Source organism: Streptomyces sp. NPDC001732, from assembly GCF_053596315.1.
This window is the reverse complement of sequence record NZ_JBSFFY010000022.1, coordinates 40,843-55,563: the sequence shown is the minus strand read 5'-3', so window position 1 is coordinate 55,563 and position 14,721 is coordinate 40,843. Positions and strand designations below refer to the sequence as shown.

The following is a 14,721-nucleotide window of genomic DNA, read 5'->3' as shown; positions in this document are numbered from 1 at the left end:
ACCGGTGAATTCATCTCGGACGCCGAAGTCGCCGAGATATCCGACGGGCACTGTCACGTTGGCTGACCGGGTGGGATGATCTTCTGGTTGGTCGTGCTGGGAGGGGGCGTCCGTGGGCAGTACGCCGCCGTCGTACAGGGGGCACCGGTACCCGGTGGAGAGCATCGCGCACTGTGTGTGGCTGTACTTCCGCTTCCCGCTGTCGTTCCGCGAGGTTGTCGTTCCGGGAGGTCGAGGAGCTGATGCTCGAGCGCGGTGTGCTCGTCTCCCACGAGACCGTCCGCCGCTGGTGCGCGAAGTTCGGCCAGGCCTACGCCAACGGCCTGCGCCGCCGACGACCCCGACCCGGCGACAAGTGACACCTGGACGAGGTCTTCATCAGAATCAACGGAGAGCAGAAGTACCTGTGGCGAGCCGTCGACGCCGACGGCAACGTGCTCGACATCCTGATCCAGAACCGGCGGGACACCGCTGCGGCCAGGCGGTTCTTCCGCACACCGCTCAAGAAGACCCGCACGGTGCCCAGGGTGGTCGTCACCGACAAGCTCCGCTCCTACGGCGCGGCCCACCGCGAGGTGATGCCCTCCGTCGAGCACCGTGCCCACCAGGGCCTGAACAACCGGGCCGAGAACAGTCATCAGCCCACCCGACAGCGCGAACGCGCCATGAAAGGCTTCCGCAGCGTCGGCAAAGCCCAGCAGTTCCTGGCCGCGTTCAGCGGCATCTCACCCCACTTCCGGCCCCGCCGCCACCTGATGACCGCCCCCGAATACCGCACCGAGATGACCACCCGCTTCGCCATCCGGGACCAGGCAACCGCCGCCACCGCCCTGCCTGCCGCGGCCTGAGCACGGAGCCGGAACCCGGCCCCACCACACCCGACACACCGTCAGGCACTCACACTCAACAACGTGACAGCGCCCCTGCAATTGTTCCGCGCCGTGATGGCTCGCCACACCGAGGAGAGCTGGGCTCTGTTCGAGGAGCACATCCTCCCCGGCTGGCGAGTGCACGACCGCCAGGCCGCAGCCGAACTTGACGCGGACTTCCTCCTCCCACAGTGACCGGAGAACCCCGGCGTGGTCCACCACGGTCGGCATCTTCTGCTCACCACACGCCAGGACGCCCTCGTGGGCTGGCGTGACCAGCTTGCCCTGCTCAACCACTACCCTCGCATGACCGCGGTGGTCCTCGACGGCGCGGGCCACAACCCGCAGGTTGAGTGCACACCGGCGGTCCGCGAGCTGATCGGAGGCTGGCTCGACATGCTTCCAAGGTAGCCACGACTCCGTAGACGGTCTGTCATGATCCGCCCCGCTTCGTTGTGGTAGGCCCAGCGGCGCTCTCCCATCCATGTGGCTTCGGTGCCCGTTCCCGCTGTCGCTGCGGGAACGGGCACCCCGCGTTCAGCCGTCTGGCAGTAGCCGTTTGACGTCGGCCTCCAGTGCGACTTCGTCCGTCCAAAGCGGGTTCGCACCAGGGACGGAGCAGGTCAGGGCGGCGAAGGCGCAGGCGTCGGTGACGTCTTGGAGGCTCAGCCGGTCGAGTCGCCCGCCGAGGTGTCCGAGTGCGGCGAGTCGGTGCAGCAGGCCCGCGGTGAAGGAGTCGCCGGCGCCGACGGTGTCAACGACGTTGACGGCCGGCGCCGGGACGGTGGCGCGGAGGCCGTCGAAGGAGGCGAGCGCGCCGCGGCCTCCGAGGGTGATGACGACGAGGCGCGCGCCGGCGGCGTGCCAGGTGTCGCAAGCCTCTTCAGGGCTGGTGCCGGGGAGAAGCAGGGCGAGGTCGTCCTCGCTGAGGCGGAGGATGTCGGTGAGGGCGCACCAGCGGGGGAACCGTTCGCGGTAGGCGGAGGGCGGTACGAGCAGGGGACGGACGTTGGGGTCGATGGATACGGTGACGTGCTCGCGTGCCTTGGCGAGGTGGTTCTCGATGCGGCCGCCTCCGGGTTGGCGTATCAGAGCCAGGGAGCCGGTGTGCAGGCAGACGGTGCCGTCGTGTGGGGTGCCGGCTAGTTCGTCGGAGGTCCACTGCCAGTCGGCGGCGTTGTCGGCGTGGAAGGTGTAGGTGGCCTGGCCGGTCTCGTCGAGGGTGGCGACGGCGAGGGTGCTGGGCTCGGGGGCGGTCACGCTGCCGCTCAGGTCGACGCCCGAGTCGCTGAGGCGGCTGCGGAAGAGCGTGCCGAAGACGTCGTGGGAGAGCCGCCCGAGGAAGCGGGTGGGAGTACCGAGCCGGGCAAGGGCGACGGCGGTGTTGGCGGGGCCGCCACCGGGCAGAGCGCGCAGGGCGAGTTCGCTCGGGCCGGACAGCGCAGGGTCGGTGAAGGCGTCGGCGACGCACTCACCGAGGACGGTGGCACCGCTGGGGGACTCGAGTCGAGCCAGGGGACGGTCTGCCTCTCTGGGAAAGCGCGCGGGGCTGCCGCGGTCCGCGCACGGGCTGTGGTGGCCGGTCCCAGGCGGCTCGGGCGTACGTACGGGCGAAGGGACACCGTGCGGTGGCCTGATGCAGCCCATGCCTAGGTATTGACATGCGGTGCGAGACGCTCGTAACTTCCTAGCAACCTAGCACTAACGCGCGTTATTAAAGCGCGAAACCGGAGGGCCGCAGGGCACCTCCACCGACCGAAGGGGACTGAAAGTGGCCATGAACAAGGCGCAGCGCGTGACGATGAGCGATGTGGCTCGCCGCGCGGGTGTCTCGCGGACCACGGTCTCCTTCGTCCTCAACGACAAGCCCGGCGCCGCCATCCCCGACGAGACCCGTCGGCGGATCCTGGAGGCGATCGACGAGCTCGGCTACCGGCCCAACGCCGGGGCACGGGCGCTGGCCGCCAACCGCAGTGGCTGGTTCGGGCTGATCACCGAGATCGTGACCGGCCCCTTCGCCGCGGAGGTGATCACGGGCGCGCAGAGCCGCGCCTGGGGTGACCGGAGGTTCCTGCTGATCGCCGCGAGTGAGGGCGATCCCGTGCAGGAGGCCGCCGCGCTCGACCAGATGCTGGAGCATCGCGTGGAAGGGCTGCTGTACGCCACGACCTGGCACAGGGCTGTCAGCTTGCCGAAGGCCGTTCGCGAGGTGCCGACGGTGCTCGTGAACTGCTACGACGCGGAAGGGGAGCTGCCGTGCATCCTGCCCGACGAGGTGTCGGGCGGATACAAGGCGACCCGCCGGCTCCTGGACGCCGGGCACACCCGCATCGGGTTCATCAACCTCGACCCGGCCATCCCGGCCGCCATCGGCAGGCTCGACGGCTACGAGCGTGCCCTGCGCGAGGCCGGAATCACCCCCGACCCCTCCCTCGTCATCCCCGGCTGGGCAACCGCCGACGGCGCCTATGCCGCCGCCTGCGAACTGCTGGACCGTCCGGCCGCCGACCGGCCGACCGCGCTGTTCTGCGGAAACGACCGGATGGCGATGGGCACGTACGACGCGATCAAGGAACGCGGGCTGCGCATCCCACACGACGTGGCCGTGGTGGGGTTCGACAACCAGGAACTCATCGCCGCCTATCTGCGGCCGAAGCTGACGACGCTCGCCCTGCCCTTCGAGGCCATGGGCACCAAGGGCGTCGACATGCTCGCCGCTCTCGCAGCGGGGCAGCCGCTCGACACCCACCGGGTGACGATCGACTGCCCGCTGCTCGAACGCTCGTCGGTCTGACTGCGAATCAGTCCGCCGAGGAATCCCATCCCGTCTTCGTCCTGTGTGTTGAAGAGAGGAAAAGAGTCTCCATTATGGCACCCTCCATAGCCTCACGGCGGCCGCGCGCCGTCTTGAGAGCGGTCACCGCGACCGCCGCCGCAGCCCTGGTCCTGTCCGCCTGTGCGGGTGGCTCGGGCGCCGCCGGCGCCGGTGACACCTCCGGCAACCAGCTGCTCACCATCCCGCGCGAGGACCTGGCGACCTTCACGCGCAACTTCAACCCGCTCTCTCCGCAGGCCGCCCCGATGACCCTGCAGTCGGTCTACGAGCCGCTGGTGGTGCACAGCATGGCGGACTCCAAGGACACGCCGTGGCTGGCCACCAAGTGGGAGCAGGCCAAGGACGGCAAGTCCCTCACCTTCACGCTGCGCGAGGGCGTCACGTGGTCGGACGGCAAGCCGCTCACCGCCGACGACGTCGTCTACACCTTCCAGCTGCAGAAGAAGGTCCTGGGCGGCTTCGACTACCTCGACGAGGTCACCGCGGTCGACGCCCGCACGGTGAAGTTCTCCCTCAACAAGCCCTTCTCGCCCGCCTTCTTCGAGATCGGCGGCCACTACATTCTGCCGAAGCACATCTGGTCCAAGGTGAAGGACCCGGCGAAGTTCACCAACCCGAACCCGGTCGCCACCGGCCCGTACACCAAGGTCGAGAAGTTCCAGAGCCAGTCGTACGAGCTTCGCAAGAACCCCGACTACTGGCAGCCCGCCAAGCAGCAGATCGCCGGCATCCGGATGCTCGCCTTCTCCGGCAACGACAGCGCCAACGTCGCCTTCACCAACGGTGAGGTGGACTGGACCCAGTCGTACATCCCGGACATCGAGAAGTCCTTCGTCGCCAAGGACAAGAAGCACAACCACTACTGGTTCCCGGCCACCGGTGCCATGATCAACTGGCAGCTGAACACCACCAAGGCTCCCTTCGACGATCCGGCGGTGCGCAAGGCGCTCAGCATGGCCGTCGACCGCGACCAGATCACCAAGGTCGCGATGAACGGCTACGCCGAACCCGCCGACTGCACGGGCCTGGCCCACACGTACGACAAGTGGCGCGACACCTCGCTCGCCTCCTCCTGCACCTGGACGACGTACGACACCGACGCTGCTGCGAAGGCCCTGGACACGGCCGGCTACAGGGAGAGCGGCGGCAAGCGGAAGCTGAAGAACGGCAAGAACTTCACGCTCGACATTTCCGTCGGCTCCGCCTCCTCCGACTGGATCTCGGTCGCCAACATCATCAAGCAGGACCTCGCGAAGGTCGGCATCACCGCGACTGTGAAGACGCCCGACTGGTCGGCCGTGGTGAACTCCTACGAGCAGGGCACCTTCGACAGCGGCATCGTGTGGAGCAACAACGGCGCCACCCCGTACGAGTACTTCCGCGGCGTGATGTCGACCGCCATGGTCAAGCCCGTCGGCGAGAAGGCGACCGAGAACTACCACCGCTTCGGCGACAAGAAGGCCGACCAGCTCATCGACGCCTTCGCCGCCGCCGCGGACGAGCACTCGCAGCGCGAGCAGATGAACGGCCTGCAGAAGCTGTACGACGAGGACGCCCCTGCCGTCCCGCTGTTCACCGGCCCCGAGTGGGGCGCGTACACGGACGCCCGCTTCACCGGCTGGCCCTCTGAGAAGAACCCGTACGCCACCCTCGGCAACCGCAACGGCAGCACGATCCTCGTGCTCACCTCGCTGAAGCCTGTCAAGAGCTGACGCAGCCCGCGCGGACCGGCGGCCGCCCTCCTCCCCGGACAGCCGCCCCCGCGCACCGCATCACCCGTTCATCCCCCACTGACAGGGAGCACGACCCGTGCGTCTGATCCTGCGCAACCTGGGGTTCTATCTGCTCGCCTTCTGGGCATCCATCACCCTGAACTTCGTTCTCCCGCGCTTCATGCCGGGCGATCCGGTCTCCCGGATGTTCGCGCAGGCCCAGGGCACGATGCAGCCCGACCAGATAGAACAGTTGCGGAAACTTTTCGGCCTGGACGACCGCCCCCTCTGGGAGCAGTACGTCTCCTACGTCAAGAGCGTCTTCACCGGCGACCTCGGCATCTCCATCACCCGCTTCCCGACCCCGGTCTCCGACGTGATCGGCCAGCAGCTCGGCTGGACCCTGCTGCTCGGTGGCGTAGCGCTCGTCATCGCGGCTGTCGTGGGCAACCTGCTCGGCATCGTCGCCGCCTGGCGGCGCGGCGGCCTCCTCGACTCCGCCTTCCCGCCGTTGCTGATCTTCGTCGGCTCGTTCCCGTACTTCTGGCTGGCCATGGGCGCGCTGTACCTGTTCGGGGTGAGCCTGGGCTGGTTCCCGCTGCGGCACGCGTACGACGCGGGTCTGACCCCCGGCTTCAACGGCGAATTCGTCTCAAACGTCGCCGGCCATCTGGTACTGCCGGCGCTGACCATCGTGCTGGTCTCCATCGGCGGCTGGATGCTCGGCATGCGCAACACCATGATCGCCACGGCGGCCGAGGACTACATCACGATGGCCGAGGCGAAGGGCCTGAGCCCCTCGCGGATCATGTTCCGCTACGCCGCCCGCAACGCGCTGCTGCCGTCCGTCACCAACTTCGGCATGGCGTTCGGGTTCGTCGTCGGCGGCGCGCTGCTCACCGAGGTCGTGTTCGCCTACCCCGGCATCGGCTACCAGCTGCTGATGGCCGTCCAGGGCCTGGACTACCCGCTGATGCAGGGCATCTTCCTGACGATCACGGCGGCGGTTCTGCTCGCGAACTTCCTCGTCGACCTCGTCTACGTCCGCCTCGACCCGCGCGTCCGCGTCCGCTGAGGAGGCTGCCGACATGACCACCATAGAGATCGCGACGGCCACCACCCCGACAACCCCCGCGCGCACCTCCCGCCGACGTGGACTGCTACGCCGGCTCATCGACAGCAAGAAGGCGCTGACCGGACTGATCCTTCTCGCAGTCTTCACACTCCTCGCCCTGCTCGCGCCCGTCCTCGCCCCCGGTGACCCGTCGCTCATCAACTCCACGGGCACCCAGGCCCCTTCGGCCGCCCATTGGCTCGGTACGACCGCCAAGGGACAGGACGTCCTCGTACTCACCCTGTGGGGCGCACGCAGCTCCCTCTTCGTCGGATTCACCGTGGGACTCGCGGCGACCGCGGTCGCCATCGTCGTCGGCCTCGCGTCCGCATACTTTGGCCGCATAGTGGACGACACGCTGACCCTGGTCACCAACGTCTTCCTGCTGCTGCCCGGGCTGCCGCTGCTCATCATCCTGGCAGCGTTCCTGCCGCCCGGAACCTCGACCGTGATTCTGGTGCTCGTCGTCACCGGCTGGGCAGGCTCGGCCCGGGTACTGCGCGCGCAGGCCAAGTCCATCCGCGGCAAGGACTTCGTCGCCGCTGCCGTCGTCACCGGGGAACGCCCGCTGCGGATCATGTTCCGCGAGATCCTGCCCAACATGGCGTCCGTCGTGATGACCACGCTGCTCGGCTGCGTGCTCTTCGGCATCGGCGCCCAGGCCGGCCTGGAGTTCCTCGGCCTCGGCGACAGCAGCGTCGTCAGCTGGGGCACCAATCTGTACTGGGCCAGCAACGACGGCGCATTGATGACCGGCACCTGGTGGGCCTTCGTCCCCTCCGGCCTGTGCATCGCGCTCGTCGCCTTCGCGCTCGCGCTGGTCAACTACGCGGTCGACGAGATCACCAACCCGAGACTGCGAAGCCGCCGTGCCCGGCGCGAGAGGAGGGGCTGAGCCATGGACCCCGTACTTGAAGTGAACGGCCTGCGCGTCGAATACCGCGGCGACGGACGCACCGTCGTCGGCGCCGACGACGTCTCCTTCTCCATCGGCGCCGGAGAGGTCTTCGGCCTCGCCGGCGAGTCCGGCTGCGGCAAGTCGACCATCGCCAACGCGGTGATGCGGCTGCTGAAGCCCCCGGCGGAGATCAGCGCGGGCAGCATCCGCTTCCAGGGCGGGGACGTCCTCGGCCTGGACGAGCGGGAGCTGCGTGCCTTCCGGTGGCGGCAGATCGCCATGGTCTTCCAGTCGGCGATGAACTCCCTCAACCCTGTCCTCACCATCGGCGACCAGATCGACGACATCTTCACCACCCACGAGCGGATGAAGAAACGGCCCGCGCGGGAGCGTGCGGGAGAACTGCTGGAGCTGGTGGGCATCGACCCGGGACGGCTGAAGGCGTACCCGCACCAGCTCTCCGGCGGCATGCGCCAGCGCGTGGTCATCGCCATGGCCGTGGCCCTGAAGCCCAGGCTTCTGATCATGGATGAGCCGACCACCGCGCTCGACGTGGTCGTGCAGCAGGAGATCATGGCGCAGATCCGCGACCTCCAGCGGGAGCTGGGCTTCTCCATCCTCTTCATCACCCACGATATGTCCCTGATGGTCGAGCTGTCGGACCGCATGGGCGTGATGTATGGCGGACGGATCGTCGAACTCGCCGACGCCAAGGACCTGTTCGCGAGGCCGCTCCACCCGTACACCGAGGCGCTGATGAACGCCTTCCCGCCGCTCACCGGCCCGCGCCGGGAGCTCAGTGGCCTCTTCGACGCCCCACGCACCGCCGACAGCTGCGGCTTCCACGTCCACTGCCCCGAGGACCGCTCGGACTGCTCCATGAACATCCCCGACCTGCGCGAGGTCGCGCCCGGTCGCTGGGTGGCCCGCAGGCTTGAAGGAGCCACCCGATGACCGAACCCCTCCTGTCCGTACGCAGCCTAACCAAGAACTTCCAGGTCGGCACCGTCTTCTCCCGGCGCCGCGTCCGAGCCGTCAACGACGTGTCCTTCGACCTACCGGCCGGCCGGATCACCGCCCTGGTCGGCGAGTCCGGCAGCGGCAAGTCCACCATCGCCCGCTGCCTCGCCCGCCTCGAACAACCCACCGCCGGACAGGTGCTGCTCGACGGCGAGGACGTCCTGCGCACCGAACGGAGGCGGGCGTCACGGTCGTACCGCCGCAAGGTCCAGATGGTGTTTCAGGACCCCTTCGGCTCACTCAACCCCGTGCACCGCATCGAGCACTTCCTCACCCGTGCCCTCGTCCTGCACGGCCACCCGGCCACACCCGAGGCGCTGAGCGAGCTGATGACGACAGTCGGCCTGACCGAGGACATGCTCCAGTCCTACCCGCACGAACTCTCCGGCGGCCAGCGGCAGCGTGTTGCGATCGCCCGTGCGCTGGCGGTGGAGCCGCGTCTGATCCTGGCTGACGAACCGACGTCGATGCTGGACGTGTCGGTGCGCGTCGGCGTGCTCAACCTGATGCGGCGCCTGCGCGACGAGCGGGACATCGCCATGCTCTACATCACCCACGACCTGGGCTCCGCACGCTACCTCGCGGACACCACCATGGTCATGTTCGCCGGCGAACTCGTCGAGGGCGGTGACGCGTTGGCGGTGATGGACGCCCCCGCCCATCCCTACACCCGCCTGCTGCTGTCCGCCGTACCCGACCCGGAGCGGGCCGGGAGCTACGACCCCGTCGAGCGCGCCCGGCTGCGCGAGGAGATCCTCAACCCCACGTCCTGCCCGTACGACGACGGCACGTGCAGCCGCACCCAGCCCGTCCGCCACATCGTCGGCGAGGACGACGGACAGCCCCACTGGGTGCGCTGCCATCTGCGCGCACCCGCCTCCGACATCGCCCGCCGCGTCCTCAAGGCCACCGACCGGCCCGACGGCGAGGCCACCGACGACACCGAGAAAGCGGAGACCACCGCCGCATGACCCACGACCTCACCCTCCCCTCAGGCACTCCCACCGCCGAGGGGCTGGCCGAGCGCGCCCTGCGCGACCCCCACCGCCCCCGCTTCCACTTCACCTCGCCCGGCGGCTGGCTCAACGACCCCAACGGACTGAGCCACTGGAACGGCGTCTACCACCTCTTCTACCAGTACAACCCGCTCGCCCCCGCCCACCACCGCATCCACTGGGGCCACGCCACCAGCACCGACCTCATCCACTGGACCGACGAACCGGTCGCCCTCGTCCCCGGCACCGACGGCCCCGACCGCGACGGCTGCTGGTCCGGCGTCCTCGTCGACGACGGCGGCGTCCCCACACTCGTCTACTCCGGCCGCCACGGAGAGCATGAACTTCCTTGCGTAGCAAGGGGATCGGCGAACCTTCGGTACTGGACCAAGGACCAGGCCAACCCGGTCATCACCGCCCCGCCCGAGGGCGTCGACATCACCGCCTTCCGCGACCACTGCGTCTGGCGGGAGGGCTCCGGTGAAAACGCGGTGTGGCGGCAACTGGTCGGCTCGGGCTTCCAGGGCGTCGGTGGAACGGCCTTCCTGTACGAGTCGGACGATCTGCGCAGCTGGCGGTACGTCGGCCCCCTGCTGACCGGCGACGCCTCGCAGGACCGGGGCGAACTCGACTGGACCGGCACGATGTGGGAGTGCGTCGACCTGTTCCGCCTCGAGGAGACGGATGTTCTGGTCTTCTCCGCCTGGGACGAGGGCACCACCCACCACCCCCTGTACTGGACCGGCCGCTACCAGGGCGACGCCTTCACCCCGACCGCTCTGCACCGCCTCGACTACGGCGGACGCTACTTCTACGCACCTCAGTCCACCCGCGACGAGCACGGCCGCCGCATCATGTTCGGCTGGCTCCAGGAGGGCCGGACGGACGAGGCGAACGCGCAGGCCGGCTGGTGCGGCGTGATGTCCCTGCCGAGGGTCGTCACGCTCGGCGCGGAGGGCAGCCTGCGCCAGGCTCCGGTGCCGGAACTGGGCCTGCTGCGGCGGGAGCGCGTAGAGGTGGCGGCGGGTCCGCTCACTGGCCCCTACACCCGGCTGCACGGCCTGCGCGGGGACCAGCTGGACATCGAGACGACCCTGCGCCTCGCCCCGGGAACGACCGCCCGGCTCGTGGTCCGTGAGACACCGGACGGCGCGGAGCGCACGGTCGTGGAGGTGAGCAGGGCCCACGACGGATCGGGCGGCACGCTCCGCCTGCACCGCGAAACCAGCAGCCTCGACCCGACGGTCGACACCGAACCCCGGTACGGCGAGCTGCTGTTGGACACCGACGGCCGGGTGAAGCTGCGCGTCCTCGTCGACCACTCCGCACTGGAGATCTTCGCGAACGGGCGCCCTCTCACCGCCCGCATCTACCCCACCCGCCCCGACGAGGCCCTCGGCGTCGGCATCGGAGCCGACGGCGACGTGACCCTGGAGCGGTTCGACGCCTGGCAGATGGCGTCGGCCTTCACCAACGGACCCCGGCCGCTGTGGCCGTGACGGACTTACAGCCGGCTACGGCCCGGGGAAGGACGTCCCCCGGGCCGCGGCCCACCCTCCCCTTCTTCCAGGAGCCGCCATGAGCGTGTCCCGCCGTACACTCCTGCTCGCCGGAGGAATGACCTTGCTGCCCCTCGCCGGCGGCGTCCCCTCAGCGCAGGCCGCCGCCCGCACGAGCGGATCAGGTTCCGCTCTTCTCGAGAACACCTCCGCCCAGACCTCCATCCCCGACCCCCTTCCCATCACCGGCACGTGGAACCACACCCCCGACGGCGGCTGGAAGACCACCGGCGCCCCAAGCGAAGGCGCCCTCGCCCTCTCCGAGCAGCAGCTCGCCACCAAGGGGGCCTACGCCGCCCAAATGACCCCCGCATCCCAGCGCGCTGTGGGCGCACTAGTGTTCCGCGCCGCCCAGGACGGCTCCGCCGGATACGCGGCGGCCGTGGACCTGGACGGTGAACGCGTACGGCTCTTCGACCTGGCGGACGGCCACACCATCACCACCGCACAGCTGACAAAAGCGGGGACCGGAGCCTCCTACGACCTCGAAGTCAACGTCGACGGAGCCGACTTGACCGTCCTCGTCGACGGCAAGACATGCCTCCATGTCGAGGACCATCGCTACGACTCCGGCTCTGTGGGTCTGCTTGCCCAGGGCGGAACCGTCGCCTTCGGCCCGCCCGCCCTGTCCGAGGTCACCACCAACCTCACCGGCTGGACCACCAGCGGCGGCACATGGACAGCGACCTCACTCGGCTGGCACGCCAAAGCCGCCGACGGTGGCACCGCCCGTGCCGTCGCCGCCACCCAGGCATACGACACCGCCCTCCAGACCGACCTCATACTCCACGACGCGTCCGCCGCGGCGACCCTGCTGGTGCGCGCCGACGCCACGGGCACCCGCGGCTACGGCGTCCAGGCCGACCCCGGCCAGAGCCGACTGAGGCTGTTCCGCATAGACGGGAACGTCACCCTCGGCACGTACAACACCACCATCAAGGCGGGATCCGTCTACCGGCTGCGGATCGAGGCCGAGGGCGACGAACTGCGCGTGCACTGGCAGACGAACTTCCTCTCGCCAGACGGCTACGCCCCGGCCATCACGGCGAAGGAAACGGCACACACCTCGGGCCGGCTCGCCGTCCTGGTGTCCGACGGAGCAGCATCCTTCGACAACATCGCCGCCGCCGACCTCGTCACCGACGTCCAGGGATGGACGACGAGATCCGGCACCTGGACCCCGGACCTGCACGGCATCCGAGGCGACGGCGGCCACCGCACGGCGCCCTTCCCCCACACCGACGCGGTAGTGCGGGCCGACATCACGCCCGGCGGCCCATCGGCCTGCGCCGGCCTCGTCCTGCACGCCTCCGCCACCGGCTCCGGCGGCTACGAGGTACGCCTCGACACCACCCGCAACACCGTCAGCCTGATCGACCGAACCTCCGGCGCCCGCCTCACCACCGCCGCCGCACCGGTCCGCCCTCTCACCGCAGGCCGCACCTACCGGGTGGAAGTCCGCGCCACCGGCCCGACCATCGAGGTGCACGTCGACGGCGTACGCGCGCTCGAGACCCACGTCTCCCGGGCCACGTCCGCAGCCGCCATCGGCATCACGGCCACGCAGGGCACGTCGTACTTCCAGAACGTGCAGGCCCGGAGCACTGCCGACTACTTCACCGAGCCGTACCGCCCCACGTACCACTACAGCCAGCTCACCGGCCGCACCAGCGACCCCAACGGCCTGGTGCACTACGACGGCGAGTACCACCTCTTCCACCAGGACCAGGGCCGCTGGGCACATGCCGTCAGCACGGACCTCATCCACTGGCAGCCCCTGCCGATCGCCCTGCCCTGGAACGAGTACGGAAACTGCTGGTCGGGCTCGGCGATCGTCGACGAGGACGACACGTCCGGCCTCTTCGACGGCAGGTCGGGCCTGATCGCCTACTACACCAGCTACCACCCGGACAAGCCGGGCGGGAACGCCGGCGTGCGCATCGCGTACAGCAACGACAAGGGCCGCTCATGGCAGTGGCACGGCGGGCCGGCCCCGGCCGTGCAGAACCCGGGCGGCCCCGACGCCGGCTGGATCTTCCGCGACCCGAAGGTGATCCGCGACGAGCAGCACGACCAGTGGCTGATGGTAGTCTCCGGCGGCGACCACGTCCGCTTCTTCACCTCCACCGACCTCCTCACCTGGACCCACGTCAGCTCCTTCGGCTACGGCGACTGGGCCACGCCCGGCGTGTGGGAGTGCCCCGACTTCTTCCCCCTCCCGATCGACGGCGACAAGGACAAGGTGAAGTGGGTCCTCACCCTGAGCACCGGCGCCGTACGCGCCACGAACGGCTCGGCCGCCCAGTACTTCACCGGCGACTGGAACGGCACCGGCTTCACCCCCGACCAGAAGGCCGGAACGGTCCTGCGCGCCGACTCCGGCCGCGACTTCTACGCCGCCATGTCCTTCTACGGCCTGCCCGACGGCCGCCGCGTCTGGCTCGGCTGGATGAGCAACTGGGACTATCCCTTCAGCGCCCCGACCGGCGCCTGGAACGGCCAACTGAGCGCCCCCCGCGAACTGACGCTGACAGACACCGCCGACGGCGTACGCCTGGTGCAGAGCCCGGTCCAGGAGCTGACCCGGCTGCGCACGTCCACGACAACCCGCAAGGACCTCACCGTCAGCCCCGACACCGCGAACCCCCTCGCGGGCGTCACCGGCATCGCCTACGAAATCGAGGCCGAGATCACCCTCGGCACCGCTACGGAGATCGGATTCTGCCTCCGCGCCGACGACGACCAGCACACGACCGTCGGCTACGACGCCGAGGCGAACCAACTGTTCGTGGACCGCTCGGCCTCGGGCCTGAGCGACTTCACCCAGTACTTCGCGGGCCGCACGACCGCGCCGATGAAGGCGACCGGCGGCCGCGTGACCCTGCGCTTGTACGTCGACTCGTCATCGGTCGAGGCATTCGGCGCGGACGGACAGGCTGCCGTGACCAGCCTGATCTTCCCGGCCCCGGATGCCGACGGCATGGCCTTCTACGCCAAGGGCGGCACCGCGCGCATCGAGTCGCTCAAGGTGCACCGACTGGACAGCACCTACCGATTGGTGGATCGGGTGAATGCGCCGGTAGCCGCCCCGACCGGAGGTGAATTCCGCTCGGACCTCGGCAAGTTGACGATCACCCCCGCCGGCCATTGGTCGACGGACAGCGCGGGCCGCGCCGGAACCTTCGACCAGGACTCCGACGCGATCTCGGCGCGCACGGTGACGGACCTGGACCTCACCACCCTGGTACGCCTCGGCGGCCCCGACCCGGACACCGGCGGCGCGCTCTCCCTCCTCTGGCGCGCCTCCTCCGACAGCGCCAACGCCTACTGCCTCAACATCGACCCCGACCTCCGGGTGATCCGCCTGGTCGCCAAGGCCAACGGCCACTTCGACGACGGCGCCGCCCTCGCCCGCGTCCCCGCCCTGGTCCGCCACGGCACGACGTACCCGGTCCGCATCCTCGCCGAGGGCGATCGCATCCGGGTGTTCCTCAACGGCACGCAGATCATCGACGTGACGGACACGACGTACACCGACGGACACATCGGCTTCAACGTATTCGGAGGGAGGGCGGCGTACCAGGACACGTACGCGAAGGAGCTGTGACCGCCGGTCAGGCCGACCAGTCGTAGTCCCCTTGGGGTCTCAGTCCCGTCGGCAGAGGCTGGGACAATGCCAGGCGCCTGCTGGACCGCGATCGACGGTCAAGCGGGCGCC

General features: G+C 69.3%; 11 protein-coding genes and 1 pseudogene. 11 read left to right on the top strand and 1 reads right to left on the bottom strand.

Going from position 1 to position 14,721, the window contains the following annotated elements; translation table 11 throughout:
• Positions 1-112: 112 nt before the first annotated feature.
• From ACWCXX_RS21785 to ACWCXX_RS21775, 3 genes and pseudogenes are all read left to right on the top strand, one after another.
• Positions 113-848, top strand: a pseudogene (locus ACWCXX_RS21785) (IS6 family transposase).
• 63 nt (positions 849-911) lie between these two features.
• A complete protein-coding gene (locus tag ACWCXX_RS21780; protein WP_451129624.1) occupies positions 912-1,064 on the top strand; it encodes a hypothetical protein in 153 nt (50 codons plus the stop codon).
• A 15-nt stretch (positions 1,065-1,079) separates the two neighbouring features.
• The gene (locus ACWCXX_RS21775; protein WP_451129622.1) at positions 1,080-1,280 is read left to right on the top strand and encodes an alpha/beta fold hydrolase; all 201 of its coding nucleotides are present in this window, start codon (positions 1,080-1,082) and stop codon (positions 1,278-1,280) included.
• Positions 1,281-1,406: 126 nt separating this feature from the next.
• Here the strand turns inward: ACWCXX_RS21775 and ACWCXX_RS21770 are convergent, their stop codons facing one another.
• Positions 1,407-2,516 carry a carbohydrate kinase family protein gene (locus ACWCXX_RS21770; RefSeq protein ID WP_451129620.1) on the bottom strand — a complete coding sequence of 370 codons (1,110 nt, stop codon included), beginning with the start codon at positions 2,514-2,516 and terminating at the stop codon, positions 1,407-1,409.
• 130 nt (positions 2,517-2,646) lie between these two features.
• Between ACWCXX_RS21770 and ACWCXX_RS21765 the strand changes: the two genes are divergently transcribed.
• The 8 genes from ACWCXX_RS21765 to ACWCXX_RS21730 all read left to right on the top strand — a co-directional run bounded on the left by ACWCXX_RS21765 (position 2,647) and on the right by ACWCXX_RS21730 (position 14,610).
• Positions 2,647-3,663, top strand: a complete 1,017-nt coding sequence (locus ACWCXX_RS21765; RefSeq protein ID WP_451129712.1) for a LacI family DNA-binding transcriptional regulator — start codon at positions 2,647-2,649, stop codon at positions 3,661-3,663.
• A 74-nt stretch (positions 3,664-3,737) separates the two neighbouring features.
• Positions 3,738-5,417 (top strand): ABC transporter substrate-binding protein, encoded by a 1,680-nt coding sequence (locus tag ACWCXX_RS21760; RefSeq protein WP_451129618.1) that lies wholly within the window; start codon positions 3,738-3,740, stop codon positions 5,415-5,417.
• A gap of 97 nt (positions 5,418-5,514) precedes the next feature.
• On the top strand, positions 5,515-6,492 hold the full coding sequence (locus tag ACWCXX_RS21755) for an ABC transporter permease (protein WP_451129616.1): 978 nt from the start codon (positions 5,515-5,517) through the stop codon (positions 6,490-6,492).
• A 13-nt stretch (positions 6,493-6,505) separates the two neighbouring features.
• A complete protein-coding gene (locus tag ACWCXX_RS21750; protein WP_451129614.1) occupies positions 6,506-7,426 on the top strand; it encodes an ABC transporter permease in 921 nt (306 codons plus the stop codon).
• Between the two features lie 3 nt (positions 7,427-7,429).
• Positions 7,430-8,383, top strand: a complete 954-nt coding sequence (locus tag ACWCXX_RS21745; RefSeq protein WP_451129612.1) for an ABC transporter ATP-binding protein — start codon at positions 7,430-7,432, stop codon at positions 8,381-8,383.
• Positions 8,380-9,420: an ATP-binding cassette domain-containing protein gene (locus tag ACWCXX_RS21740; RefSeq protein WP_451129610.1), complete on the top strand. Its 1,041-nt coding sequence runs from the start codon at positions 8,380-8,382 to the stop codon at positions 9,418-9,420. The genes ACWCXX_RS21745 and ACWCXX_RS21740 overlap by 4 nt, the downstream gene beginning before the upstream one ends.
• Positions 9,417-10,943 (top strand): glycoside hydrolase family 32 protein, encoded by a 1,527-nt coding sequence (locus ACWCXX_RS21735; RefSeq protein WP_451129608.1) that lies wholly within the window; start codon positions 9,417-9,419, stop codon positions 10,941-10,943. Before ACWCXX_RS21740 ends, ACWCXX_RS21735 begins: the two co-directional genes overlap by 4 nt.
• Before the next feature lie 79 nt (positions 10,944-11,022).
• Positions 11,023-14,610, top strand: a complete 3,588-nt coding sequence (locus ACWCXX_RS21730; RefSeq protein WP_451129606.1) for a GH32 C-terminal domain-containing protein — start codon at positions 11,023-11,025, stop codon at positions 14,608-14,610.
• Positions 14,611-14,721: the final 111 nt, after the last annotated feature.

Excerpts from the sequence above, each read along its gene's own strand:
- ACWCXX_RS21770 (WP_451129620.1), bottom strand. The coding sequence starts at position 2,516 with ATGGGCTGCATCAGGCCACCGCACGGTGTCCCTTCGCCCGTACGTACG.
- ACWCXX_RS21765 (WP_451129712.1), top strand. The coding sequence starts at position 2,647 with ATGAACAAGGCGCAGCGCGTGACGATGAGCGATGTGGCTCGCCGCGCG.
- ACWCXX_RS21760 (WP_451129618.1), top strand. The coding sequence starts at position 3,738 with ATGGCACCCTCCATAGCCTCACGGCGGCCGCGCGCCGTCTTGAGAGCG.
- ACWCXX_RS21750 (WP_451129614.1), top strand. The coding sequence starts at position 6,506 with ATGACCACCATAGAGATCGCGACGGCCACCACCCCGACAACCCCCGCG.
- ACWCXX_RS21745 (WP_451129612.1), top strand. The coding sequence starts at position 7,430 with ATGGACCCCGTACTTGAAGTGAACGGCCTGCGCGTCGAATACCGCGGC.
- ACWCXX_RS21740 (WP_451129610.1), top strand. The coding sequence starts at position 8,380 with ATGACCGAACCCCTCCTGTCCGTACGCAGCCTAACCAAGAACTTCCAG.
- ACWCXX_RS21735 (WP_451129608.1), top strand. The coding sequence starts at position 9,417 with ATGACCCACGACCTCACCCTCCCCTCAGGCACTCCCACCGCCGAGGGG.
- ACWCXX_RS21730 (WP_451129606.1), top strand. The coding sequence starts at position 11,023 with ATGAGCGTGTCCCGCCGTACACTCCTGCTCGCCGGAGGAATGACCTTG.